This window comes from Streptomyces xantholiticus (genome assembly GCF_014651015.1).
In the GTDB taxonomy this organism is placed as follows: Bacteria; Actinomycetota; Actinomycetes; order Streptomycetales; family Streptomycetaceae; genus Streptomyces; species Streptomyces xantholiticus.
The window spans coordinates 118,354-141,211 of record NZ_BMWB01000021.1 but is presented as its reverse complement, the minus strand read 5'-3'; the positions used below and the strand labels follow the sequence as shown (position 1 = coordinate 141,211).

Here is a 22,858-nt window from a genome sequence, read left to right as displayed (position 1 = left end):
CATCCGTTCGACAGGGGGCAAAAGTCATGCCGGGCCCGGAGGCCAGCGGCCCTCTTGCAGGACCGCGAAAAACATAACGGGGGAGGCCGTCCAAGGCGATCTCATCGCGGGCGTGCCGCCGCTCGCCGCCGCGTTCGCGGGCAGCGAGGCCGTCGTCAACGCGGCGGGTGTGTCCGACCTGACCTCCCCGGAGCTGCTCGCCGTCGACCGGGACGGCGTGATTGCCGCCGTCCGGGCCGCGCAGACGGCGGATGTACGGCGGTTCGTGCGGGTCTCCGCGATGCCGGCCGACCGGGCCGAGCAAGCACCGCCGCCCTACCGTGGTGTGCGGCCCGGTGGTCTGCACGACCGGCCAGGCAAGGGGCGTATCCGGGTGGGGCGGCGCTGAGTGACGGCAGCATCGCACGCGACGACCTGGCAGCCGTTGTCGTGGCCTGCCTGGAGCAGGCCGCCACGGCCCATCGGGCTTTCGACGTCGTCTCGGGGCGGCTGCCCGTCGATGCGGCGCTGGCCTCGCTGACGGCCGGCTGAGGCACTTCCGGCAGCTGATCGAGGCGCCCGGCCCGTGCGGCTCACGTGCCCATCTTTCCGACAAGGCATTTCCACCATGGTCACGGCTGCCCACCTGGTAGCCGTGACCTCGTGCTTTCCGGGCAGGCCGGCCCTACCACCATGCGCGCACCCGAGCCTGGTCGTGATCTGCCTAGGCGGATCGCACCTCTGGTTGTGTCATCCGCCCGCCGACAGGCTGGAGACGTTCCCGGGAGATCCACTGTTGAGAACGGAGACCCATGTCCATCGAAGAGACCAACCCGGCGGTCGCCCAGCCCGCCCGTCCCGGCCGCGAGACGGTGGAGGTCGTTGCGGGTGCGCGGGCCGCGGGGCCCGAGGACGTCCAGCATGTGAAGGTGCTCAAGGTCGGCCCAGCCGACGCCCCGCGTGTGCTGGTCATGTTGGGCGGTCGCGAGGGCGCCGCGGCCGGTTTTCTCACCCTGGCACGTGAGCTGGTGTCCGCCGTGCCCGGCCTCGAGGTCTGGGCGATCGACAGGCGCGAGCAGAACCTCGCCGACCTCACTCACTACGCGGACCAGGCGAACCAGGACTCCTATTACCTGGACGGCCGTTATGTCCGACAGGACGGCGCATCGGCGCCGTTCGCGGCCTCCTGGGGCCTCGGCGTCCTGCTCGAAGACGTCCGCAGCGTCGTCCTCAAGGCCCGTGACGGCGGTCGCCGGCAGGTCGTCCTGGGCGGTCACTCCGTCGGGGGCGCCGCGGTCGCGCACTACGCGGCCTGGGACTTCGACGGGCAGCCGGGCCATGCGGACCTCGCGGGCCTGATGCAGTTCGACGGCGGTGTGCGCGACGCGTTCAAGGGCGCCGGCATGGAGTTCGCGCTGAACGTCGATGCGGCGAAGGCATGGCTCGGACAGATCGAGCAGGGCGCCGTCTTCGAGAACGCGACCAGCCTCGCCGTACGCGTCGGAGAGCAGCCCGAGGACGCCGCGCTCTGGTACCACCTGGCCGCCCGCCACGCCCTCAACGACCCGCACGGACCCGCGGTACTCCAGCCCAAGCTGCCCGCCGGCTACGCCACCGACGGTCCGCTGACCAACGCCGGGCTCTTCGGCAAGCTGGTCTGCACGGAAGTCGGGCACCCCGGGTACGCGGTGCAGTCCGGCCGCCTGGACGCGGCCGGCGACTGGGCCGACGAGGGGCCGACGCCGCTGCTTCGCGTCGCCGAGGCACACGCCGGGCGGCCATCCGGTGCCTTCGTCTGGTACGCGCTCAACCGGGTCATGCTCGACTACGTCGCAGGCAACGACTTCACTGACAACGAGGTGACGCGGCTCCTCGGACTCCGCCTGTTCCACACCGCCGACATCGACGTGCCGCTGTACGCCTTCGGCAGCGGGCTGACGAACGGGACCGTCGCCTCGGCCGCCGAGGAACTCGGCACCAGCACGAAGATCCCGTACGTCCGTGCCCACACCGACGTGGAGCTGACCCACCAGGACCTGGTGTACGCCGCCGCCGAGCACAACACGGCCCTGAGCACGGCCGTCGCCTTCTTGAAGGAGCTCTTCGCCGGCTGACCCTTCGGCTCAGTCCGGGCACCGAGGCCCCGTCCGGTGCCGGTTCGAATCCCCCGCGGGCCGGCGCCGGACGGTTGTGCATGGCCGTCTTCTCTCCCCACTCGGCCCATGCCGTCCCCATCGTCATGGAGATGAATCACTGATGAGTACCCTCCCGAACGCCGTCACGGCCCCGCCACGGCGTGGCCTGATCCTGCTGGCCGTCTGTCTCGCCGTCCTGATGGTTCCGGTGTCGTTGAGCGGCACGTCGGTGGCCCTGCCGGCGATCAGCCGCTCGCTTCACGCCGACATCGGTCCGTTGCAGTGGGCCGTCAACGGCTACAACGTGACCGCGGCGAGCTTCATGCTGGCCGCCGGTTCGCTGGCCGACATCGTCGGCCGCCGCCGTATGTTCGCCCTCGGCGCCGGTCTGTTCGGTGCCAGCTCGCTGGCCTGTGCGCTCGCCCAGAACATCTATCTGCTCGATGTCGCGCGGGCGCTGGCCGGGGTCGGCTCGGCGTCGCTGATCACGGCGGGTACGGCGATCATCGCCACGGCCTTCGACGGCGAGGCGCGCAACCGGGCCTTCGCGGTCACCGGCGTCGTGATCGGAGCCGGTCTCGCCATCGGCCCGACGTCCTCCGGCTGGATCATCAGCCTGTCCGGCTGGCGCGGCATCTTCCTGTCCCAACTTTTCATCGCGGTCGTCGTGCTGGCCATGCTGCGGTTCATGCCCGAGTCCCGCGACCCCGAGGCGAAGAGCGTGGACTGGGTGGGTACCGGTACGTTCACCAGCGCGCTGTTCGTACTGACCGTGGCGGTGGCCGAGGGGGCGCGGATTGGCTGGACGAGCCCGGCCATGGTGGGGCTGCTGGTGGTGTTCCTCGTCCTGATCGGGGCGTTCGTCGGGGCCGAACGGCGGCATGCCCGGCCGATGTTCGACGTGTCCCTCTTCCGGCAATCGCGCTTCGTCGCCCTGTGCATGCTGCCGGTGATCTTCTCCTTCGGCTTCGTCGGCTTCGTCGTGCTGATGCCCTCGTACCTGATCGGTGCGAACGGCCGGTCGAGCGGCGAGGCCGGACTGGCCATGCTGCTGCTGACCGGTCCAGTCCTGGTGGTGCCGCTGCTTGCCTCCAAGTTCCTGCAGTGGGGGATGTCGTCCAGGATCCTGCTCACCCTGAGCCTGCTGGTCACAACGGCCGGTGTGGCCTGGCTGACGGTGATCGAGCCGGGCATGGGATGGGGCGCTCTCATCGGCCCGATGGTGACGATCGGAGTGGGACAGGGCCTGTCGTCCGGACTCATGGACGGCGCGGCGATCTCCTCCGTGCCGCCCGCGCGGGCGGGTATGGCGGCGGGCATGTTCAACACCATGCGCCTGGCCGGTGAAGCGGTGGCCATCGCCGCGATGGGCGGTGTGCTGGTGACTTTGATCCGCGACAGCCTGTCCGGCGGTTTCGCGAAGTTCCAGGCGCAGACGGACAGCAGCGTCAACGGGCTCGCCGACAGCGTGGCCAGCGGCAACGCGGCGGACGCGGCCGACTCGGTGTCGGCCGCCGACAGGGCAACGTTCATCGACTTCCTGGCCCAGGGGCACACCGATGCCATGCACCTCATGCTGTGGTCGGTGGCCGCCCTGTGCGCCGTCGCCACCGTCGCCGCGTGGTTCCTGCTTGCGGAGCGGCCGGCCCCGGGGGAGGCCACGGCTGAGAAGCCCACGGCCGAGCAGCGAGAGCAGGTCACGTCCTGAAGCCAGTGACTTTGCGACGGTGGCGGGCGCCCCTGTGGAGGGGTGCCCGCCACCGTCGTACCGGGCGAGGGTCAGTGGCCCATGCCGTGTCCGCCGCCCACCGGAATGACCGCGCCCGTCATGAAACTCGACGCGTCGCTGGTGAGGAAGTCCGCGACCCGCGCCACCTCTTCCGCCGTGCCGACCCGGCGCAGGGCGGTCTCCCGGATCAGCTCCGCTCGGCGCTTGTCGGAGACATGCGTGATCATGTCGGTTTCGATCAGACCCGGCGCCAGCACATTGACGGTGACATTGCGGCGGCCCAGCTCCCAGGCCATCGAGCGGGCGAGGCCGATCAGCGCGGACTTGGACGCCGCGTAGTTCGCCTGGCCGGGCGAGCCGGCCATGCCGACCGTGGAGGCGACGAAGAGCAGGCGGCCCCAACGGGCCGTCGCCATCCGCGCGGCAGCCCTGCGAGCCACTCGGAACGCACCCATGAGGTTGGTGTTGATCACCCGGCCGAAGTCCTCGTCCGACATGGCCAGGGCCAGCCCGTCGTTGGTGATCCCGGCGTTGGCCACAGCGATGTCCACCGGCCCCTGCACCTCTTCCACTCGGGCGAACGCCTCCTCCACCGACTTCTCGTCGGTGACGTCGCAGCGAACTCCCAAGAGGCCCTCGGGGGGCTCGCCGCTGCGGTGGGTGACGGCCACCCTGTCGCCGCGTGCGGCGAGGGAACGAGCGATCGCCAGCCCGATGCCCCGGTTGCCACCGGTTACCAGTACGGAACGCATGGGTCCTACCTATCCGAGATCACGGGGACTGAAGTCGCGGGGACGGGAGAAACCGGAACGGAGCCTGGCACGGTCAGCAGCTCCTCCAGCTCACGAGCCGCGGACACCGTGTCCGTGAAGTGCACGGCCTTCCAACCCGCGGCGCGGGCTCCCGAGCAGTTGTCCGCCAGGTCGTCGACCAGCACGCACTCGTCGGGAGCGACGCCCGCCGTGAGGGCTGCGTAGTCGTAGATGCCCGGCTCGGGCTTGCGGCGGCCGACCTCGAAGGAGAGGACGATCCCGGCGAAGAGCGTCGGCGGCACCATGCGCCGCCAGTACCAGTCCCAGCTCGGGACCATGTTGGAGAGCAGCCCCACGAACACGCCCCGCTCGCGCAGCTCCCGCAGCGTGGCCAGCCAGGGCTCGTTGGTGTCCCGGTTCGTGAACCACTTCTCGGCGAAGCCGGTCAGGTCGGCGGCGATGCCGTGCTCCTCGTGCAGAACCGCCTCGACCTGCCGGCACCACTCGTCCTCGGACACCAGGGGCGTGTCCAGCGGAGCCATGACGTCCGTCCCGTAGCCCTCCGCGACCCTGTGCATGGCCTGGCGCAGGACAGCAGGGGGCACGTGTACCCGCCGGCAGAAGTCGGCCATCGTCACGTCAAGGGGCGGGGTGAGAACACCACCGAAGTCGCTCCAGACCGCTCGGACCTCACTCATGACATCCCCTCCTCGGGGAGGGTCGCGACGGTTACGGAGATCTCGGCGATCTCGGTGTCGTGGTGGCGCAGGCGTACCGGGACCTGGTGGAAACCTGCCTCGGCCGCGGGACGGCGGGGTGCGCTCAGCAGCACAGGCTGATCGAGCTCCGCGAACCGCAGGAACCGTGCCGAGCAATCGGATATCCAAGTCCGTTCCACCGGGACCCCGGTGTCGGCGACGGCCAGGAGCGCGAGCTGGCGGGCGCCTTCCGCCAGCACCATCGCGGGGACGTGGTCGTAGGTGTGGTCGAACAGACTGCGGTTGTCGTACCGGGGCACGAGCGCTGCCCGAACCTCCTCGCCCTCCGGGACGGGCCGGCTGACGACGACGTTTAGCGCGCTCTCCCGAGCCACCGCGGCGGCCGCAGCCGCCACCCCGGCCGTCAGCGGGGCCCGCTCGGTCGTGGGCGGCTCGCTGTCGCGCTGCAGATAGCGCAGGGCCCGGTACTGCTTGGGAGACATCGAGCTCACGCTCATCGTCACCCGCCCCGAAGGGCGCCCGTCCAGGTACAGGTCCTGGCTGACGCCCACCGCGCGGAACTCGTCGCCCCGACGGCGTACGGCGGGGTAGCTCGTCGCCAGGTGCAGTTCCCCGGGGTGGCCGCCCATGCGCAGCGCCGTCGCGTCGTTGAAGACGACGGACAAGGAGTTGACCAGGAACGAGGTGCTCAGCGGGATGCCGAGGTGGGTGTGGGCGCCGTATACGGCGGCCTGTCGGCTTGCCTCCAGTAGCAGCAGTGGGTCGAAGAGCCGTGGCGTCTGCCGGTGATCGCTGTAGTAGGCGTGCGACAGGGGCAGCTGTGCTCCGGCAAGGTAGCGGTCCTCGCCCACTTTCCGCATGTCGGTCACGAAGACTTCGGCCACGGCGGCACGGTGCACGAGAGCCCTCTCCACCGTGCGGCTGAATTGCACATCCGTCGCCGGTTTCCGACCGGCGAGTCTTTGGGACACGTCGCCTCCTCGCTGTCCATTTTATGGGCTGGTGAGCGCAGTGAAACACGCGAGTGACGTGCACAAGCGGCCCGTATCTCGCAAGTAATGGGCGGCTATAACCTTCGATATATGACCGCTAGCTCTTGCGGGGAGGAGGCCTTTCGCCGCGGGTCGACAACCGCATACCTTCATGGTGTTCGCAGAAAACGAGGGAGGATCGAGAAATGGCGCAGAACGGAATGGCGGTCACCAACCCGAGCAAGCAGCTCGAACTGATCCGCAGCATTGTTGCGGAGGAGCTCGAACTTGAGTCGAGCGAGGTCGATGATTCCACCAGCTTCGTCGACGGCTACGCGGCTGATTCGCTTTCCCTCATCCAGGTATTCGCGCGCATAGAGCGGGAACTGCATGTGTCCGTTCCTCAGGAAGAGATGAACAACATGGTCGACATCCGGGCTACGCAGGCGATCGTGGCCCGTTACGCGGGGGAGCCCATCGATGCCTGAGCCGTCCGACCGCCGGGTCGTGGTGACCGGCCTCGGCGCGGTCAGCAGCCTGGGCATCGGGGCGGACGACTTCACCGCCGCCATTCGGGCGGGCCGCAGCGGGGTCAGCCCCGTCCGCAGCTTCGACACGACCGGCTTCCCGCACGTGTATGCCGGTGAGGTCCCGGACTTCGACCCCGGTTCGCTGCTCGACCACGTACGGCCCGACGCGTGGGGGCGCAGCAGTCAGCTCGCCGCGGCCGCCGCCCGCCTCGCCGTCACCGACTCCGCCCTCGACCCCGAAGAGCTGTCGCGCTCGGCAGCCGGCTCCATCATGGGCACCACCAGCGGAGAGTCGACCGTCGTGCAGAGCCTGACCGAACAGTGGACGACCCGGGGACTGAAGGGTCTCGACCCGCGCCTGGTGGGGCAGCTGCCGGCCAGCCGTATCGCGGGCGCGGTCAACTACGAGCTAAGCCTGACCGGTGACGCGCAGACAATCCCCACCGCCTGCTCCGCCAGCAACTACGCCCTGGGCTACGCCTATGACCTTGTGCGCAGCGGTGAGGCGGACTTCATGCTGGCTGGCGGAGCCGACTCGGTGAACCGCTACACGCACGCCGGTTTCTACCGGCTCGGCGCCCTGGCCGAGTCCGTGTGCCGCCCCTTCGACGCCGGCCGCTCCGGCATCATCACCGCCGAGGGCGGAGTGGCGCTGCTGCTGGAGACCCTCGACCACGCGGTCGAGCGCGGTGCGCGCATCTACGCCGAGGTCCTCGGGTACGCGGTGAACTGCGATGCCAAGCACATGGTCCACCCCGACCCGCACAGTATCTCCGCCTGCATCCGCGCCGCCCACGACAGCGCCGGCATCACGTCCGACGATGTGGACTACATCTGTGCCCACGGGACCGGCACGCCCACCAACGACGCGACGGAAGTGGCTGCTGTGCGGGAGGTGTTCGGGAGTGCCATGCCGCCCATCAGCTCCATCAAGTCGATGATCGGCCACACGATGGGTGCGGCGAGCGGCTTCGGAGCGCTGGTGTGCTGCAAGGCGCTTGCGGAGGGGTTCCTGCCGCCCACCGCAAACGTCGAGCTGACCGACCCGGCTCTCGGCCCCGGCGTGGACTGCGTGCCGAACGTGGCCCGGCCCGCGCAACCGAAGGTGGCCCAGAACCACGGATTCGCCTTCGGCGGAAACAACGCCATCACCATCATGGGGAGGGTCGTATGACGACGTCGGCACCGGCCGTGCGGCCGCTCACCATCACCAGCGCCGGGGTGGTCTCCGCCGCCGGCCTCGGCCTAACTGCCCTGGCTGAGGCCCTCATCACCGGGAAGCTGTCCGACGCTCCCCTCCCGGACCCCAGCCCCGGTGAGTACCCCGATCTCCCGCTGCGCCCCGTCCCCGACCCGGACTTCGCCGGGCTCCTCGGCCGCAAGGGGCTGCGCCATCTCGACCGTACGACGAAGCTCGGCCTGGTCGCGTGTGGCGAGGCTCTGCACTCGTACGCCGCCGACGGCACCGGGAACACCGATACCGGGGTGGTCATGGCCACCAGCACGGGCAGTGTTCGCAGCAGCGCCGAGTTCTGCCGCGACACCCTGGTCCGGGAGCGGCCCTACCTGGTCAACGCCGGGCATTTCCCGAATACGGTGATGAACTGCTGTTCCGGTCAGGTGGCCATCCGCAACCAGCTTCGCGGGGTCAACGCCACGGTGGCCGGCGGCCAGCTCTCCAGCCTCTTCGCCTTCCGTTATGCCCACAACGCCCTGGGCAGTGGTCGGGCTCGGCGCCTGCTGGTTGGCGGCGTGGAGGAGCTCAGCCCGCAGACTGCCTGGGCATGGCAGCATGGCGGCAGCCTGCGGCCGGGCACCCGGATCGGTGAGGGGGCGGCGGTGTTCGCGGTGTCGGCGCAGAACGAGGAATGTGCTGAGCCGGCCGACGGCTCCATGGTGCACGGCGGACCGGCGACCGACGCCGCGCCGCCTCTTGGCGCCAACCTCCTCGCCTGCGAGGTCGCCTACTACGGCGCCCCTGCCCACCGGGGCCGCCAGGTGCAGGGGCTGACCGACGTGATCAGTCGCGCGCTCCACCGCAGTGCCGTCGCTCCCGGGGACGTGAGCGTGGTCGCCCCCGGCGCGGCCCACTACACCGGGCTGCGGCACATCGAGCAGCGGGCGCTGGCCGCAGCGCTCGGCTCGGTACCGGAGCGGCAGGTGCGGATCGGGGACTTCCTGGGCGAGCTGTACAGCGCCCACGGTGCGTTTCAGCTGGCCGCACTCCTGGCGCTGTGGCAGGCGGAGCCTGCCGCCGAAAGGCGTACCGGCCTCGTGACGTCACTGGCTCCGGACGGCAACCTCGGATGCCTCGTGGTGCGCGAACGGGCGTGAGGACGGGCCGCGACCACGTCATCGCGCAGCGCCGCGACTCGTGGCGGGCCAGTCGATCAGCGATGCGGCCGAGGCTTTGTTGACCGCGTCGATACGTGACACCGCGTTCAACTTACGGAAGACGTTGTGCAGATGCAGCTTGACCGTCCCTTCGGCGATCGCGAGGCGACTGGCAATCTGGCGGTTCGTCATGGCCGTCGCCACCAGGCTCAGTATCTCGACCTCGCGATCGGACAGCGTGGCCGCCACCGGGGGGACGTCAAGTCCCAGGTGTTCCTTCGCCATGGACAGAACTACTCGGTCCGGGTCCGCGTGAATGCTGCGGATCGCCGACGTCAGAGCGTGCCGGCTGATGCTCTTGTGCAGAAATCCGCGAATCCCCTCGCGGAACAACTGCTGTACGAGTCGGTGATCGGCATGCATGGTCAGTATGACGATTCTGGTATCGGGCGACACCGCGCGCATGCGCCGGATGGTCGCCACAGAATCGTTGCCCGGCATCTCCACGTCGAGTACGGCGACATCGGGCCGTTCCTCCGCTGAGCGCGCCACAGCCTGCTCGGCATCGCCGCACTGCGCCACGACCTTGAAGTCCGGGTTGATTTCCAGGACGTCGCAGAGTGCTTCGCGTAGAAGTACATGGTCGTCGGCGACAAGTATGTGAATGGTCCCATTCGAATTCAAAACGTTGATCCTTTTCGGGTAACTTACTGAGAACTCGAAAAGGGTGCATCACTGAACCCCCGTGGTTGTCACCATACCCAAGGCTCAGGGTTTTCCCTGTGAGCGGGGTCACGTTGCGGACGGCGGGGGAGCGTGTTTATTCAGAGACCGCAAAGAATCGGCCATCGGCAAGTGCGGGCTGGTTTTCGGGAATAGTTATAGGGGGCGTATAAAGATGAGAATGAGTGAGCAATCCGGTGTCGTCATCGCGGGCGCGGGCCCGACCGGCCTGACGCTCGGTGTCGAACTCCTCCTGCGCGAAGTGCCCGTCCGGGTCGTGGACCGCGTGGAGCGGCCGCACCCGCACTCCAGGGCCCTGGTCCTCTGGCCGCGGTCGCTGGAGATACTCGACCGCCTCGGTGTCGGCGAGGACATCGCGGACCGCTCCATCGAGATCCACGGTCAGGTCTACTACTCCGGCGGGCGGCGCAAGGCCCGCATCAACTTCGAGCACCTTCCCGGTTCCCGTTTCACCTCCCCCGTGTCGATCCCCCAGCAGGACACCGAGCGCGCCGTCCGGGATCGCTTCGAGCAACTGGGCGGCAAGGTCGAGTACGGCGTCGAGGTCGTCGGCCACCGGACGGCGCAGGCCGGCGTCGAGGTGGTCCTGCGCTCCGAAGGCCGCACCTGGAAGGAATGGACACCCTGGCTCATCGGCTGCGACGGGGCGCACAGCAAGGTGCGCGAACTCATGGACGTGCCCTTCCCTGGAGCCCCGTACGAACTGAAATTCGTCCTCACCGACGGGACCTGCGACACCGGCCTCGCGCACGACGAGGCACACCACTTCATGACCGACAAGGGGGTGATCACCGTTCTCGGACTGCCCGGTGGGCACTATCGGGTGGTCGCCAGCGCCCCCGCTCACCTCGAGGTGGACGACCCGGTCGCCTTCGTCCAGCGGGCCGCCGACGAACGCTGCCCGGTGCCACTGCGACTCGTCGGCCCTCAGAAGACCGGCGACTTCCGCGTCCACCGCAGGAAGGCCGAACGCTTCAAGTCCGGCCGGATCCTGATCCTCGGCGACGCTGCCCACATCAACAGCCCCGTCGGTGCACAGGGCCTCAACACCGGCATCGAGGACGCCCACGCCCTGGGCTGGAGGCTCGCCCGCGTCCAGCAGCGGACCCTGCCCGCCGAAAGCCTGGAGCAGTGGGCGCGCGAACGCGAGCACATGGCAGGCATCGTGGTGGCCGACACCGACCGGCAGCAGCGGATGTGGACGCTGACCGGTTGGCGGGCCGTCGTACGCGACCTACTGCTCGGGGTTGCCGAGCGCGTCGGCTTCCTGGACCGTCAGGTGCCGAGCAGGCTCGCCCAGTTGAGCAACGCCTACCCGAGCGAACAGTCCGGCATCGGGCCGGTCCGCCCCGGCATGCGCCTGCCCGACGCGCCCCTGGCCACCGGCTGGCTACGCGACGCGCTGAGCCTGCACACGCCCACCCTGTACGCTTTCGCCGCCGACCGGAACAAACCCGCCCACCTCGCCTCGGCCCGCCGCCTGCTCACCAAGGCACGGACCGCCCTCGGCCCGGACGCCGACCGGCTCCACACCGTCCTGGTCGCTCGCGGCGCACCGCTCTCAGCGGACCGCGGTGAACTGCACGACCCGATGGGTGCCGCGCACTCCTCGGTGGGCGCCGACCGTCCGAGCATGGTCCTCGTGCGGCCCGACGGCATCATCGCGCTCGCCTGCCGGTTCGACGATCCGCGCATCCGCGAGGCGGTCACGGCTCTCGTCCGTCCCGGAGGCGGAAGCGAGGCAGACGGCCAGTGAGGTACATGCCGCTCCTGCCGCAGAACGCCGGGGGAGGATCCCACGACACGCTCGTGCACTGTCCCCGGCCCGTCGCCGACCCCGAGGCCCGTGTGCTCCTCATGCACCACGCAGGCGGCTCGCATCGCGAATACCGCTCGTGGGTCCAGCACTTCCCCACCCGCTGGGAGGTCTGGGTCGCCTCCCGCCGAACCGGCGCCCCCACGGTCGGCGGCGAGACGGTCACGCGCTTCTGCCACCGCCTCGCCGACGCACTGGCCCCGCTGGGCGACCGCCCCCTGGCGCTGTTCGGGCACAGCATGGGCGCCCTCGTCTGCTACGAACTGGCTCATGTGATGCGCCGACAGGGGCTGCCCAACCCCGTGTGGCTCGGGGTCTCCGCGCACAGCGGACCCCAGCAGCTCCCGAGTGGCCCCGCCCGACGGCCACCGACCAGCGAGGACCTACGCGCCATGACCGCCGAGCTCGGCGGGCTGCAACAGAGCATCCTGGGCAATGACGCCCTATGGGCCCTCATCGAGCCGGCCCTGCGCAGCGACATTGACATGATCGCTACCTGGACGCCCGAACCACGGCCACGCCTGGGCACCCCGATCACCGCGTTCTGCGGCGAGTTCGACAACCTGGCCGGACCTCGGGCGGTGCGCGCCTGGGAGGCGTGCACGGAGGGGTTCCTCGGCGTGCGCACCCACATCGGAGGTCACTTCTACTTCCGCAACGCCGTCGAATCCCTCATCGACCAGATGGTGAACGACATCCGCCTGTGCCTCCGACGGGGCCGGTGAGGCGGCGGCTGAGCCGCTCCCGGAGGACCACGGCACGCGCCGGTTCCACGTGAGACCGGGCTGCGGGGCGGACGACGCCTGGCCAGTCGGGTCTCAAGGAAACAGAGCCTTGCGGTGTCCGCGAGTGCGACCTGTCCTGGGTGAATGCGGTGGCGGTCACTACGGCGGTGAGGGCGTACGTGTGGCCGTGCAGGCTGGCTGCGGCGATGCGTTGGTGACGACACGGACGCCCTCGGCTTTGGGTGCGGCGAGCCATTCGGTGAGTCCGCTGAGCGCCGTGCGAGGCCCTCTCGGTCCGGGACGAGGGTGTGCCGCCAGGCGGCGTCTGCCGAGCATGCGGGGGATTTGGTCACGACGCCCTCCCTGGTGGGGAGTTCTCGCGCTTGTGTGACCTCGACAAGCCGTACCAGTACGGTCTGGACGACGGACTGTCCGCTCAAATACATGCCGGGACCGCAAGGGGAGCGCGGACGCCGTTGGACGGTGCAACACGGGCGCGATAAGCAGGATTGCGACATGCGCTCTGATATGGGATGGGATCTCGTGCGACCGCATGCGCAGCCCGGCACGATCCCTATCGGGCTCGTAATGCGTAGGTCTCGGGTTCGAATCCCGAAGGCGGCTCCATGGGAAACCGCAGGTCAACGATTTGACCTGCGGTTTCTTTGTTTTGTCTGCCTCGGGGCATGCGCGCGGAGGGCCTTTGTCGGCTGTGCATGGAATGCGCGGGTCGGAGCCTTTTCCCAGGAAGCGGTGGCGCGCATATGGTGCCCGAAAAACAGCAGCTGACCCGGTTTTCCGCATGCTCCGATTTCGCGAGTCATGGGCGAGCCGCGCCGTGGCGCGCACGCCCCGTGCACAGTCGGCAAGTTGCATCGCGTGATGTGCACGGACGAGCGTGAGAGGCGTTCTCCCGGTCGGCGGCGCACCGACCGTGCTCGCCTGGCTCATGCCCATCCTGAGCAACTCGGGTGGGCCCGATCGTGCCGCGACTATCCCGCAGCCACGGGCGCGCAGTGGAGTTCGCGTACCAACTGAGGCGTGAGCAGTTCGCCTGCGCGGTCGGCGAGCACGGTCATTTCGTAGCCGACCAGGCCGACGTCGCACCCCTCGGCGGCCAGGACGCCGAGGCAGCTTCCGTCGCGGATACGACCGACCATGAGGAAGCCGCCGAACATTTCGATCATGACGAGTTTCATGCCGTGGAAGCCGTGTGCCGTCGCAGCGTTCTGGGCGAGGCTGGTGATGCCGGAGACGATGGCGGCGAGGTGATCGGCCCGATCTCGGCCGAGGCTGTCCGAGGCTGCCATGAGCAGGCCGTCGGAGGAGACGGCGACGGCGTCGGTGACGCCGTCGGCGGTGCGTACGAACTCCGAGATGAGCCAGCCGAAACTATGGACGGCGGTGGTCACGATGACGCTCCTTGAGTGGTTCGGGCTTCGGCATGAGCGACACCTGCTCTGAAGCCGTTGAGCAGGGAGGAGACAGCGGGCCGGGCGGGCGGGGGTGAGGCGGAGGGGTTCTCCGCGGGGGCGAGCAGGCGCCCGGGGAGCGCGAGGAGCGCGGACAGGCCGCCGCCGGTGGTGTCGAACAGGTGGACTCGGGTGCCTTCCCCGAGGCGGTGGGCGAGTCGACCGACGACGAGGTGGCCGAGGAATCGGGTGGGAGTGGCGATGAGGGCCTCCTCCCCGGAGTCGGAGAAGCGGGCGTGGGCACGTTCCTTGTCGGCCCGGGACATGCCGACGCCGTGGTCGACGACGGCGAAGCAGTACGTGTCGTCCTCGGTGTCGTACCAGCCGTGCACCTCGACCGGTTCGGTCGGTGGCGAGAAAGTCAGGCCGTTCTCGATGAGTTCGGCAAGGAGGTGGGCGACATCGGCGACGGCGTGCCCGCGCAGCCGCACCGGCTCCACGGTCGCGATCAGTACCCGCCGGTACTGCTCGACCTCGGCGACGGCGGACTGGACGACTTCCAGGCCGCCGGCCGGTGCTGCCGTGGGCTGCGGTGGATTCTGCCCCGCCAGGACCAGCAGGTTTTCGGCGTTGCGCCGCATACGGGTGGCGAGGTGGTCGAGCTCGAAGAGCTCGGCCAGGGCGTCCGGGTCGAGTTCCTGTCGTTCCAGCCTGGTGATGAGCCTGAGCTGACGACGCACGAGGTTCTGGTTGCGGCGGCCGAGATTGGCGAGCGATTCGGTGGTGGTGCGGCGCAGTCCGGCCTGCTCGGCGGCGAGGCGGAGGGCGGTGTGTTCCACCTGGTGCAGGGAAGCTGCGACCTCGGCGATCTCCGCCGTGCCGCGCAACAACTGCGCATCGGGGTTGTCCGGGGCGTCCACCGCCAGGAGGAGCTCCGCATGGTCCTGTGGGGACTGCTGGATACGGGCGACGGTCGTGGGCAGCCGGTGCCGCGCCACGTTGTGGGCGGCCTCGGCGAGCGCGCCGAGCGGGCGCGTGAGGGAACGGGAGGCGAAAGCGGCGAGGCCCGCGACGAGCGCGGTCATGAGCGTTCCCGCGACGAGGTAGGCGGCGAGGTCCGTCTCGGCGTCGTGGCTGAGCCGGTCGGCCCGATCCCGCGCATCGTGACCGACCGACTGCTGCACGGCGTACAGATCGTCGACGAGTACGGTCATCGCGTCCCACCAGGTGCCGGCGTCGGCATGCGGTACGGGGCCGTCGGCGGCGTCCTCCGCCCGATTCTCGTACGCGGTGGCGCGTTTGGCGTCCTCGGTTGCGAAGGCGTGCTTCAGAGCCGCGAGCTGGGTTGCGGTGGCCACCTGCCGGAAGCGGGCCAGGGCGGCGACGCGCGTGGCGCGCACCTCGGTGAAGGCGAGGTACTCGCGGCCCTGGAAGGCGCCTTCGGCGAACACGCCGTTGAGAAGTCCGCGTTCGAGAGCGACGGATTCCTTGGCCGCAGCCAGCTCCCTCAACGCCGTGAGACCGTCGCGCAGTTGCCGGTCGGCACCGGTTGCGGTCTCCGCCACGGGGTCGACGGCGTTGAGGGCGTCGACGGCCGTGGTGTAGAAGGCGAAGGTGCCGGCCCTGTCGGCGGTGCCCGTGTCGGCAGCGGTGCGGATGGCGGCGAGGCGCCCCAAGTGGCGTCGGACGACACGCTCGACGGCGCTGTCACGGCGCATTTCACGCAGGGCCGTGTCGACGCGCTTGCGCGTAGCGGCCAGCGTTGGGCGGAACTCCTTCTCGCCGCCCAACAGGCCGCTGGTCAGACCGCGTTCGCGTTGCAGCTGGTGCACGAGGCCCTGGACTCGCAGGCTGAGGCCGACCTCGGTACGGGTCGTCCGGGCGTCACCGAGGGCCTCGGCGCGGTCCTGCACGGCGAGACCGGCCACCGCAAGCAGCAGGCAGATCGGGACGGTGATGACCACCGCCACCCGGCCCCGGATACTGCGCCAGCCGGTCACAGGCCGACGACCGGGAGCCGTTCGGCCACCGTGACGGCGCGCTGAAACGCCCTTGTCCGACCTGTCCCTGCCGATTGCGCCAAGCCTGCCGAGCAGCTGACGTACCGGCTCCCACGCCCTCATACGTCACGAAGCTAGTCCAATCGCCGTACCGGGCGGTTTCCCGGCTGTTAGGCAACGTGGGAAGTTCGGTTGCGCCACCCTCACGCCGCGGGCCAGGAGGCTGGGAGCCCAGGCCCCTTGGGCGCCGCTCCCACGGTGGGCGCTCGCGGAGCGCCGGCCCGATACGGCCCCGTTCGGACGCACGCGCGCCACCGGCCGCCGGCCCGACGCCCCCGTTAACCGCCCGCGCGCCGCCGGCCGTCTCGGCAGGCCGCCCCTATCCCAGCGTCGCCGTGAAGCTGCGGCCGTAGGCGTGGTGGGTGGTGACCTCGAGTCGGGTGCCGCCTGGGACGCGGCGGATGTGGACGCCGTCGTCGGCCGAGAGGAGGTGCAGGTGGCGGCCGTGGATGGTGACCGAGACGGTGCGGCGCCTTGTCGTCGGGTCGGAAACCGAGATCGAGAAGGTGCCGTCGGCTGCACGGCGGAGCAGCACGGACGCCGGGCCGTCGATCGCGAGGCGGTCCGCGTGGTGGGTTCCGGGGACGAACGCGTTGGCGGCGACGATGCCCAGGCCTGTGTGCCTGACCGCCTGGAGACGGACGGTGTTGGCCGTCACGGAGAGTGGGCCGCGGGCGTACGACGCCAACTGCCGCTCGGAGGCGTTCGGGACGAGGACGTGGGCCATGGCCGAGGGCCGTGAGCCGCCCTGGTCGTAGGAGAGCGTGAAGACCTGTTTGGTGACCGCGGTGTCGGGATTGGCCAGGCGGATGACGCGGCGGCTGCGGGTGACCGTTTCGAGCGCGACGGTCGGCCGGGGGCCGGACAGGAAGACGTACCCGACCGCGGTCTCCTGTTGCGCGTCCGCGTAGCGAAGCCAGGCCAGCGGGGCGGTGCCCGTGCCGTGCCAGGGCGTCCGGTCGTGGAGGCGGCCGGTGAGGGAGACGGGGGCGCCGGGCGCGGCGATGCGGCTGTCGACAGTGGTGGTCACCGCCCGGTCCGCCTGACCGGACACGCCTGCGGCGAGGACGACGATCTCGTCGTCGAACATGAACCAGGACTTGGTCGCGCGGGCGTTTTGGTACGCGACGAAGTCGTCGGGCAGTTCGCCGGCCTGCTGTGCCGCGTAGCCGACGTCGTCGGACTGGACGAGTCCGGCCGCTCCGTACGCACCGAGGCGGGCGCCGCCGGAGTACGGGTCGGTGCCGCAGGGGAAGTAGACGTAGGTGTTCTGCGACTCGGAGGACGAGGTGAAACCGCGCTCGGGGTTGTCGTACCAGAGCGTGCCGTAGAGCTCCGGGACCGTCCGGCGGCTCTCCACCGGGGCGGTGACGCCGGCCAGGCGGTACGGCGGTACGGCGGTGAAGTAGTCGCAGCCGAAGGCCTGTCGCTGGTCCTGACCGGCGAGATAGAGGTAGTGGGCGCCGTCGCCCTGGAACCAGGGCATCAGGTTCTCGCCGCTCATGTACTCGTACTTGCTGATCCGGTCCGAACTGCGGGCCAGCGCGAAGGCGTAGCCGGGCCGCCGGTGGACGGTTCTGTCCATCGCGTTGAACGCGGTGTGGGAGGCGGCGGGCCCGAGGTCCTTCGCGGGTGCCTGAGAGTTCAGGATGTCGGTGTAGCGGGCGATGCTGACGGGGGAGACGAAGGAGACCGGGTCGAGGCTCGCCCGTGAGGTCTGGCGGACGTACTTCACATAACCGGCGAGGGCCTGGGCGTCGCTGCCGGCGGTGTACCCGCAGATGTCGACGACGGCTTCCACCACGGCGGCGACGTCCGCGTAACCGGTGCCGGTCCGGGAAACCGCACGGCCCTTGACGATCTCCATCATCCAGCCCTCGAAGATCAGCGGGGCGAAGCCGTCGGCCACCCAGCCCTGCACGACGCCGACGATGTCGTCGCCGGGCACGTAGGTCGCGCCGTCGAGGATCTTGACGGTCTGCACGATCCGGGTGAGCAGGCCCTTGCCGTACGAGCCGGTGTACGCGACGGAAGCGTGCTGGACGAACGAACCGTCCGCGTAGAAGCCGTCGGTGACGCCGTGCCGCAGCTCGTACGGGTCGATCCGCGCGAAGACGGTGAGCTGGTCGGCGACGGCCTTCCTGATCCGGGCGTCGTCAGCGAGGACGGCCCCCTGGAGCATCCGGTTGGTCGTGATGTCGGCGAGGTTGGCGCCGGTGTGGAAGCGCGAGTCGAGGTCGACGTCGCCGTCCTTGCCACCTCGGAGGTAACCGTCCATGGAGGCGACGTAGAGCGCGGCGAGGTCGGGCCGGTACGCCGCGAGTTCGTCCCCAAGGAGCACAAGGGTCCTGGACACGTGGGTGGAGATGCCGATCTCCCAGTGGAACCAGTTGCCGTAGTAGCCCTTCGACTGGTCGCCGTAGTACTCGGCGTGCAGGCGCACCAGGCCGTCGATGACCCGCCGCTGGACCGCCTTGTCGTCGCGCAGGTCCGAGGCGGTGGGGCCGGGGGTACGGGTGGCGAGGGCGATCTCGTACAGATACTGGAACGACGTGCTCAGGTTGGGCTCGCTCGTGCCGAGCGGGACACCCTTGAAGAGCTCACCCTGCCCGGCGCCGTCCATCGCGGCGAGCCGGGACCGGGCCGTTCGGGCGATGGACGCGAGCTTCGGGGCGACCTCGGGGCGGGCGTTCGCCTCGGCGGTGCCGGCGAAGACGGCGACCGTGTTGCGGAGCAGGGTGGCATGGTCGGCAGCGGTCCGCGCGGAAGCCGCGGGACCGGACCGGGATGCGGCCGCGGCTCGCAGGGGCTGTGCCACGGCAAGCAGTGTCGCCGCGGGGAGCACGGACAGCACCGAACGACGCGAGAACTCCACCGGAACGCTCCAAGGTTCGGCCAGAAAGCGCTTGCTGTCAGCCAAGCAACGGTGCTCCGGCGTGTCAACGTCCCTGCCCCGGTCGGAATTCGTTGCCCGCTCCGTCGCGGTGAGCAACAATCGACGGGCGCTGAGTGGCCCGCTCGCCAGGAACGCGAGGGGTGTCCGGGGGAAGGACGTCGCTGTGGAGACAGCTGCCGGATCGGTCCGGCTGGAAGATCACGTCCCCTACTTGGCACGTCTGGAGGACGACAGCCGCCGTGCCCTCATGGAGTCGGGGAACGAACTGCGTTATCCCGCCCGCACCGCCGTTCTCCGCATGGACGAACCCTCCTTCCACGTCCTTCTGATTCTCGACGGCTGGCTGAAGGTGACAGCCGCCGCCAAGACCGGCCACGAGGCACTTCTGGCGCTGCGGGGGCCCGGAGACATCGTGGGTGAGAGTGCCGCTCTCCACCCAACGACCCGCTCCGCGTCGGTGTCCACCCTGGAACCGGTGCGGGCGGTGGCCGTATCCGCGGACCGTTTCATCGGGTTCCTGGACGCCCATCCGGTGGCGGCGCGGCAGTTGATGGCCGTGATCACGGAGCGGATGCGGGCCGGCGACCGCAAGCGGCTCGAGCACGCCTCCTGCGGGGTGCGGGAGCGGCTCGCCCGACTGCTGCTCGAACTCGCGGAGTCGTACGGCGAACACCACGACCACGGCGTCCTCGTGCGCGTACCGCTCACGCAGCAGGAACTCGCCGGCTCCGTGGGCGCCTCGCGGGAGGCGGTCACCCGGCTGCTCGGCCAACTGCGTGAGCGAGGAGTGGTGATGACGAGCCGCAGGCGCCTGGTCGTGGTCCGCCCGGACGTGCTCCGGCGGATCGGCGGTTCTGCGTAATCGGTCACACTCCGGCTGTGGCAACGGTCCTCCCCTGAACGGTGCCGATACGGAATTCTCGGGAACCGGCAGAGGCCGCACCGGACCGGCAGAGGCCGCATCGAACCAGCAGGCAGCCGCACGGCAGAGCCGTGCAATGCCCGCCGTGCCACGACGACACATCCAAGGGGAAGCGCCATGACGGAACCCAGCAACAGGACCATCCTGCTGATGGACATCGAAGGTTCAGGGAGCAGGACCGATGTCGAACAGGCCGTCATCCGGCGCATGCTGTACGCGGTCCTGCGAGAGACCTTGTCGGCGGCCTTCGTGGAGGCGACCGAGTACCGGTCGGAGGACCGGGGCGACGGAGTGTTCGTGCTCATCGATCCCGGTGTTCCCAAGCCGGCACTGATCAGGGCACTGCTGACGACGACCCCCATGCGGCTGCGCAGCAACAACCGTCTCGCGGCGGCGGGTTCACAGGTGCGGCTGCGACTCGTCGTGCACACGGGCGAGGTCGCGCTGGACGAGTACGGCGCTGTCGGCGCCGATGTGGTGCTCGCCTTCCGGCTGCTCGACTCGAAAGGACTGAAGGACGCGCTCGCGGCCACGACCGAACCGAGTGTGCTGTGCGTGTCGGATCCGGTGCACCACGGGGTGGTACGGCACGGACATCACGGGATCGTTCCCGAGCACTTCCACCGCTTCGAGGCCGACAGCAAGGAAGGCGCCCTTTCCGGCTGGTACCACGATCCGACGCGGGTCGCCCGGGCCGGGGAAGTGCCGGCCGTCGACGGGGACGGCCCGGCCCTGCGGGCCCGGGAGCAGCGGTCGTCGGGCCTGCCGGATCCCGTACCGGCGCCGGGCGGCGCCGGTCTGCCGAACCTCCAGGTGGAGTCCGGCAACTTCTTTTTCGGAACGGCGCGGATCGCCGGGGACGCGGTGGCCGGTGACAAGCATGTGAGGGAGGCGGCGGCCGATGAGGGCCGATGACGTGAAAGAGAACGTGAGAGGAAACGTGGAGCAGGACGCGAAGGGGGCTCGCGAACCGGAGGACCGGAGCACACCCCAGGAGGCGGAGGACGAGGGAGGCGAGGCCCGCGGCACCGACGTCGTGCCCGAGGCGTGGGAGGCGGTGGAGCAACTCTTCACCCTGGCGCCCCACCTGCGGGCGGAGCGGGCCAACGTCCTCGGCGACACCCAGGTCGACGGTGATGTCGTCGGCGGCGACAAACACGTGCACGTGCACACCGGCGAAGGCCGGTCACGACTGCGTCCGGTCGGCCCCGTGCCCGCCGAGGAACTGAACCGCCTGGAAACGACGTTCGCGCCGACGCGCAGATACGACGAGGCCTGCGCCAAGCTGTCGGACGCACGGGTGCTGGTGTTACGCGGTCGGCAGGGGACCGGTCGCCGGACCGCCGCCCTGCGGATGCTGATCCACGCCCGCAAGCGCGGCAGCGAGGTGATCGCCCTGGACCCGGGCACCGAACCGGCCGAGTTCGCCGACCACATCCGACCCGGAGCGGCCCACCTCGTCGTGGATCCGCCCACCGGTGGGGACCGCCCCCTGCGCGACGTGCACATGCACGCGGTCCGCATGCGAATCGCCGACTCCGGCGGCTTGTTCATAGCAGTCACGTCCCCCGACACGGTGGTGGACGGGGCGGTGACGGTGGACTGGACGCCACCTCCCGCGGCCGATGTGGTCCGGGCACACCTGACGGTCCGTCTGGCGGCCCGGTCGACGGGCCCCTCGCACTCGCACGACACCGGGCCCGTTGCCCGGTCGGCACAGGACCGGGTGAGTGAGGAGTGCGCCCGTCTGCTTGATCTCGAGGAGACCCGGAACTACTTACGGGAACGCCCCACGCCGGGAGAGGCCGCCGACTTCGCCCGGTTGCTGGCCGCGCACGCCGACGGCCGGGCCGGTACCGACGCACTCGCGGTGTACGGACGTTCCTCGGCCGAAGCACTCGCCGACACATGGTTCTCCTCGACGGGGCCGGACCTGCGTGACAAGGCGTTTCTGATCTCGCTCGCCGCCTTCGACGGATCGCCCTATCCCCTCGTCGCCGAATTCGGGGACGCTCTCTTCCGGAGCATGCAGTCGGTCGAGGGACCGGACGGACCCGGCGGGCACCCGGTGTTCGGTACGTCCCGGAGCGCACGTCTCGCCCTGGCGAGGGCGCATGAACGCGACCGGAAGACGGACACTCCGTGGGGCACGCTCCCGGAAAGGGTCGTCGCCTTCGAGAACAGCGGTGCCTGGGCCGCTGTCCTCGAGCACGTGTGGATGAGTCATCCCGCCGCCCGGCTCCCGATGCTCGAGTGGCTGGACACGCTCGCCTCCGACAGCAGGGCCCTGGTGCGACTGCGGGGTGCGGTGGTCGCCGGAGTGCTGGCGTGCGCCGACTTCGGGTACGCCTTCGACCGCCTCATCGCTCCCTGGGCCTCCTCGGACCGGTTGATGGAGCGGCAGTTGGCCGCATGGTCCCTCTACACAGCGGCCGCCAGGGGGATGGACATGGTCGTCCGGCGCTTGCTGAGCGACTGGAGCCGACAGGGCAGCCAGGGACGCAGATGGACCGTGGTGAGGACCTACGCGCTGCTCGGGGACGCGTCCGCCTCGACAGCCCTGCGGGAGATCGCCCGGATGGCGTCGACCGGAACCACCCCCGACCAGGCCCTGTGGTCCGCTCTCGTGCAGACCGTGGAGACGCTGCTGCATGGACCGGCACAGAAGGAGAGCCTTGCCGCGCTGAAGCAGTGGGGGCAGTCGCCGGGCAACCTGCGGCAGCTGGCGGGTGAGGGATTCCTCCGGGCGGCCGGACGGCACACGTACCAGCCGGCGGCGGGGTGCACCGGTCCGCGGCTGCTGTGGTCGGCGGACCAGGATCCCGTGGTCGGAGAGCAGGTCACCGCCCTGTGGCGGCACGTGCTGGACGACCGTGAACTGCGCCGCGACGCACTGACGGTGCTCGCTTCATGGGTGCGGGCCGCCCGGGAACCGGCTGTGGAGGCCGCCGTCGCACGGCTGCTGCCGGACCTGGTGACCACCGCGAACGACCGGGACCGGCTCGACCACCTGCTGCGCAAGATCCGTGACGAGGACTCGTCGAACGGAGCGGCGGAACACCTGCGAGCCCGGCTCCCCTCCGTATCGGCGCCGTCGCGCTGACCGCGCCTCACCGATGAGCACACACAGAGAA

Annotated in this window: 18 protein-coding genes; 11 read left to right on the top strand and 7 right to left on the bottom strand. The window is 69.9% G+C overall.

Annotated elements, in window-relative coordinates:
- Window position 1: 1 nt before the first annotated feature.
- From IE198_RS26505 to IE198_RS26495, 3 genes are all read left to right on the top strand, one after another.
- Window positions 2–388 carry an NAD(P)H-binding protein gene (locus IE198_RS26505; RefSeq protein WP_308426859.1) on the top strand — a complete coding sequence of 129 codons (387 nt, stop codon included), beginning with the start codon at window positions 2–4 and terminating at the stop codon, window positions 386–388.
- Window positions 389–791: 403 nt separating this feature from the next.
- Window positions 792–2,093: an alpha/beta fold hydrolase gene (locus tag IE198_RS26500; RefSeq protein ID WP_189890899.1), complete on the top strand. Its 1,302-nt coding sequence runs from the start codon at window positions 792–794 to the stop codon at window positions 2,091–2,093.
- A gap of 142 nt (window positions 2,094–2,235) precedes the next feature.
- Window positions 2,236–3,822, top strand: coding sequence for an MFS transporter (locus tag IE198_RS26495; RefSeq protein WP_189890897.1), 1,587 nt, complete (start codon window positions 2,236–2,238; stop codon window positions 3,820–3,822).
- 71 nt (window positions 3,823–3,893) lie between these two features.
- Here IE198_RS26495 and IE198_RS26490 read toward each other — a convergent pair whose 3' ends face one another.
- From IE198_RS26490 to IE198_RS26480, 3 genes are read right to left on the bottom strand one after another with little or no spacing between them, the layout of a single operon-like run.
- Entirely contained in the window at window positions 3,894–4,595 is a 702-nt protein-coding gene (locus IE198_RS26490) for an SDR family oxidoreductase (protein WP_189890895.1), read from the bottom strand.
- Window positions 4,596–4,600: 5 nt separating this feature from the next.
- Entirely contained in the window at window positions 4,601–5,293 is a 693-nt protein-coding gene (locus tag IE198_RS26485; RefSeq protein ID WP_189890893.1) for an HAD family hydrolase, read from the bottom strand.
- Window positions 5,290–6,246: a ScbA/BarX family gamma-butyrolactone biosynthesis protein gene (locus IE198_RS26480; protein WP_506417282.1), complete on the bottom strand. Its 957-nt coding sequence runs from the start codon at window positions 6,244–6,246 to the stop codon at window positions 5,290–5,292. Before IE198_RS26480 ends, IE198_RS26485 begins: the two co-directional genes overlap by 4 nt.
- 245 nt (window positions 6,247–6,491) lie before the next feature.
- Between IE198_RS26480 and IE198_RS26475 the strand changes: the two genes are divergently transcribed.
- Genes IE198_RS26475 through IE198_RS26465 form a run of 3 tightly spaced genes read left to right on the top strand, consistent with a single transcriptional unit; the run spans window position 6,492 to window position 9,149 of the window.
- Window positions 6,492–6,773 (top strand): acyl carrier protein, encoded by a 282-nt coding sequence (locus IE198_RS26475; protein WP_189890889.1) that lies wholly within the window; start codon window positions 6,492–6,494, stop codon window positions 6,771–6,773.
- Window positions 6,766–7,989, top strand: a complete 1,224-nt coding sequence (locus IE198_RS26470) for a beta-ketoacyl-[acyl-carrier-protein] synthase family protein (RefSeq protein WP_189890887.1) — start codon at window positions 6,766–6,768, stop codon at window positions 7,987–7,989. Before IE198_RS26475 ends, IE198_RS26470 begins: the two co-directional genes overlap by 8 nt.
- A complete protein-coding gene (locus tag IE198_RS26465) occupies window positions 7,986–9,149 on the top strand; it encodes a beta-ketoacyl synthase N-terminal-like domain-containing protein (protein ID WP_189890884.1) in 1,164 nt (387 codons plus the stop codon). The genes IE198_RS26470 and IE198_RS26465 overlap by 4 nt, the downstream gene beginning before the upstream one ends.
- Window positions 9,150–9,167: 18 nt before the next feature.
- Here the strand turns inward: IE198_RS26465 and IE198_RS26460 are convergent, their stop codons facing one another.
- Window positions 9,168–9,833, bottom strand: coding sequence for a response regulator transcription factor (locus IE198_RS26460; protein WP_229834342.1), 666 nt, complete (start codon window positions 9,831–9,833; stop codon window positions 9,168–9,170).
- 220 nt (window positions 9,834–10,053) lie between these two features.
- On the opposite strand from IE198_RS26460, the gene IE198_RS26455 reads away from it, so the two are divergent.
- Together IE198_RS26455 and IE198_RS26450 are read left to right on the top strand one after the other, a co-directional pair.
- A complete protein-coding gene (locus IE198_RS26455; protein ID WP_189890882.1) occupies window positions 10,054–11,649 on the top strand; it encodes an FAD-dependent monooxygenase in 1,596 nt (531 codons plus the stop codon).
- A 5-nt stretch (window positions 11,650–11,654) separates the two neighbouring features.
- A complete protein-coding gene (locus IE198_RS26450; protein ID WP_189890880.1) occupies window positions 11,655–12,434 on the top strand; it encodes a thioesterase II family protein in 780 nt (259 codons plus the stop codon).
- Window positions 12,435–13,426: 992 nt separating this feature from the next.
- On the opposite strand, the gene IE198_RS26445 is transcribed toward IE198_RS26450, so the two are convergent.
- The 3 genes from IE198_RS26445 to IE198_RS26435 all read right to left on the bottom strand — a co-directional run bounded on the left by IE198_RS26445 (window position 13,427) and on the right by IE198_RS26435 (window position 18,781).
- Complete coding sequence (locus tag IE198_RS26445) at window positions 13,427–13,846, bottom strand: roadblock/LC7 domain-containing protein (protein WP_189890878.1); 420 nt, start codon at window positions 13,844–13,846, stop codon at window positions 13,427–13,429.
- A complete protein-coding gene (locus tag IE198_RS26440) occupies window positions 13,843–15,816 on the bottom strand; it encodes a sensor histidine kinase (protein ID WP_229834340.1) in 1,974 nt (657 codons plus the stop codon). Before IE198_RS26440 ends, IE198_RS26445 begins: the two co-directional genes overlap by 4 nt.
- Window positions 15,817–16,225: 409 nt before the next feature.
- Window positions 16,226–18,781, bottom strand: coding sequence for a polysaccharide lyase family 8 super-sandwich domain-containing protein (locus IE198_RS26435; protein ID WP_189890920.1), 2,556 nt, complete (start codon window positions 18,779–18,781; stop codon window positions 16,226–16,228).
- Window positions 18,782–18,965: 184 nt separating this feature from the next.
- On the opposite strand from IE198_RS26435, the gene IE198_RS26430 reads away from it, so the two are divergent.
- From IE198_RS26430 to IE198_RS26420, 3 genes are all read left to right on the top strand, one after another.
- Window positions 18,966–19,664: a Crp/Fnr family transcriptional regulator gene (locus IE198_RS26430; RefSeq protein ID WP_229834338.1), complete on the top strand. Its 699-nt coding sequence runs from the start codon at window positions 18,966–18,968 to the stop codon at window positions 19,662–19,664.
- Between the two features lie 177 nt (window positions 19,665–19,841).
- Entirely contained in the window at window positions 19,842–20,639 is a 798-nt protein-coding gene (locus IE198_RS26425) for a nucleotidyl cyclase domain-containing protein (protein ID WP_189890874.1), read from the top strand.
- Window position 20,640: 1 nt separating this feature from the next.
- Window positions 20,641–22,827 (top strand): hypothetical protein, encoded by a 2,187-nt coding sequence (locus IE198_RS26420; RefSeq protein ID WP_189890872.1) that lies wholly within the window; start codon window positions 20,641–20,643, stop codon window positions 22,825–22,827.
- Window positions 22,828–22,858 lie beyond the last annotated feature (31 nt).

Coding starts and splice junctions, on each gene's coding strand:
- IE198_RS26455 (WP_189890882.1), top strand. CDS start 10,054: ATGAGTGAGCAATCCGGTGTCGTCATCGCGGGCGCGGGCCCGACCGGC.
- IE198_RS26475 (WP_189890889.1), top strand. CDS start 6,492: ATGGCGCAGAACGGAATGGCGGTCACCAACCCGAGCAAGCAGCTCGAA.
- IE198_RS26500 (WP_189890899.1), top strand. CDS start 792: ATGTCCATCGAAGAGACCAACCCGGCGGTCGCCCAGCCCGCCCGTCCC.
- IE198_RS26495 (WP_189890897.1), top strand. CDS start 2,236: ATGAGTACCCTCCCGAACGCCGTCACGGCCCCGCCACGGCGTGGCCTG.
- IE198_RS26450 (WP_189890880.1), top strand. CDS start 11,655: ATGCCGCTCCTGCCGCAGAACGCCGGGGGAGGATCCCACGACACGCTC.
- IE198_RS26485 (WP_189890893.1), bottom strand. CDS start 5,293: ATGAGTGAGGTCCGAGCGGTCTGGAGCGACTTCGGTGGTGTTCTCACC.
- IE198_RS26470 (WP_189890887.1), top strand. CDS start 6,766: ATGCCTGAGCCGTCCGACCGCCGGGTCGTGGTGACCGGCCTCGGCGCG.
- IE198_RS26465 (WP_189890884.1), top strand. CDS start 7,986: ATGACGACGTCGGCACCGGCCGTGCGGCCGCTCACCATCACCAGCGCC.
- IE198_RS26425 (WP_189890874.1), top strand. CDS start 19,842: ATGACGGAACCCAGCAACAGGACCATCCTGCTGATGGACATCGAAGGT.
- IE198_RS26490 (WP_189890895.1), bottom strand. CDS start 4,595: ATGCGTTCCGTACTGGTAACCGGTGGCAACCGGGGCATCGGGCTGGCG.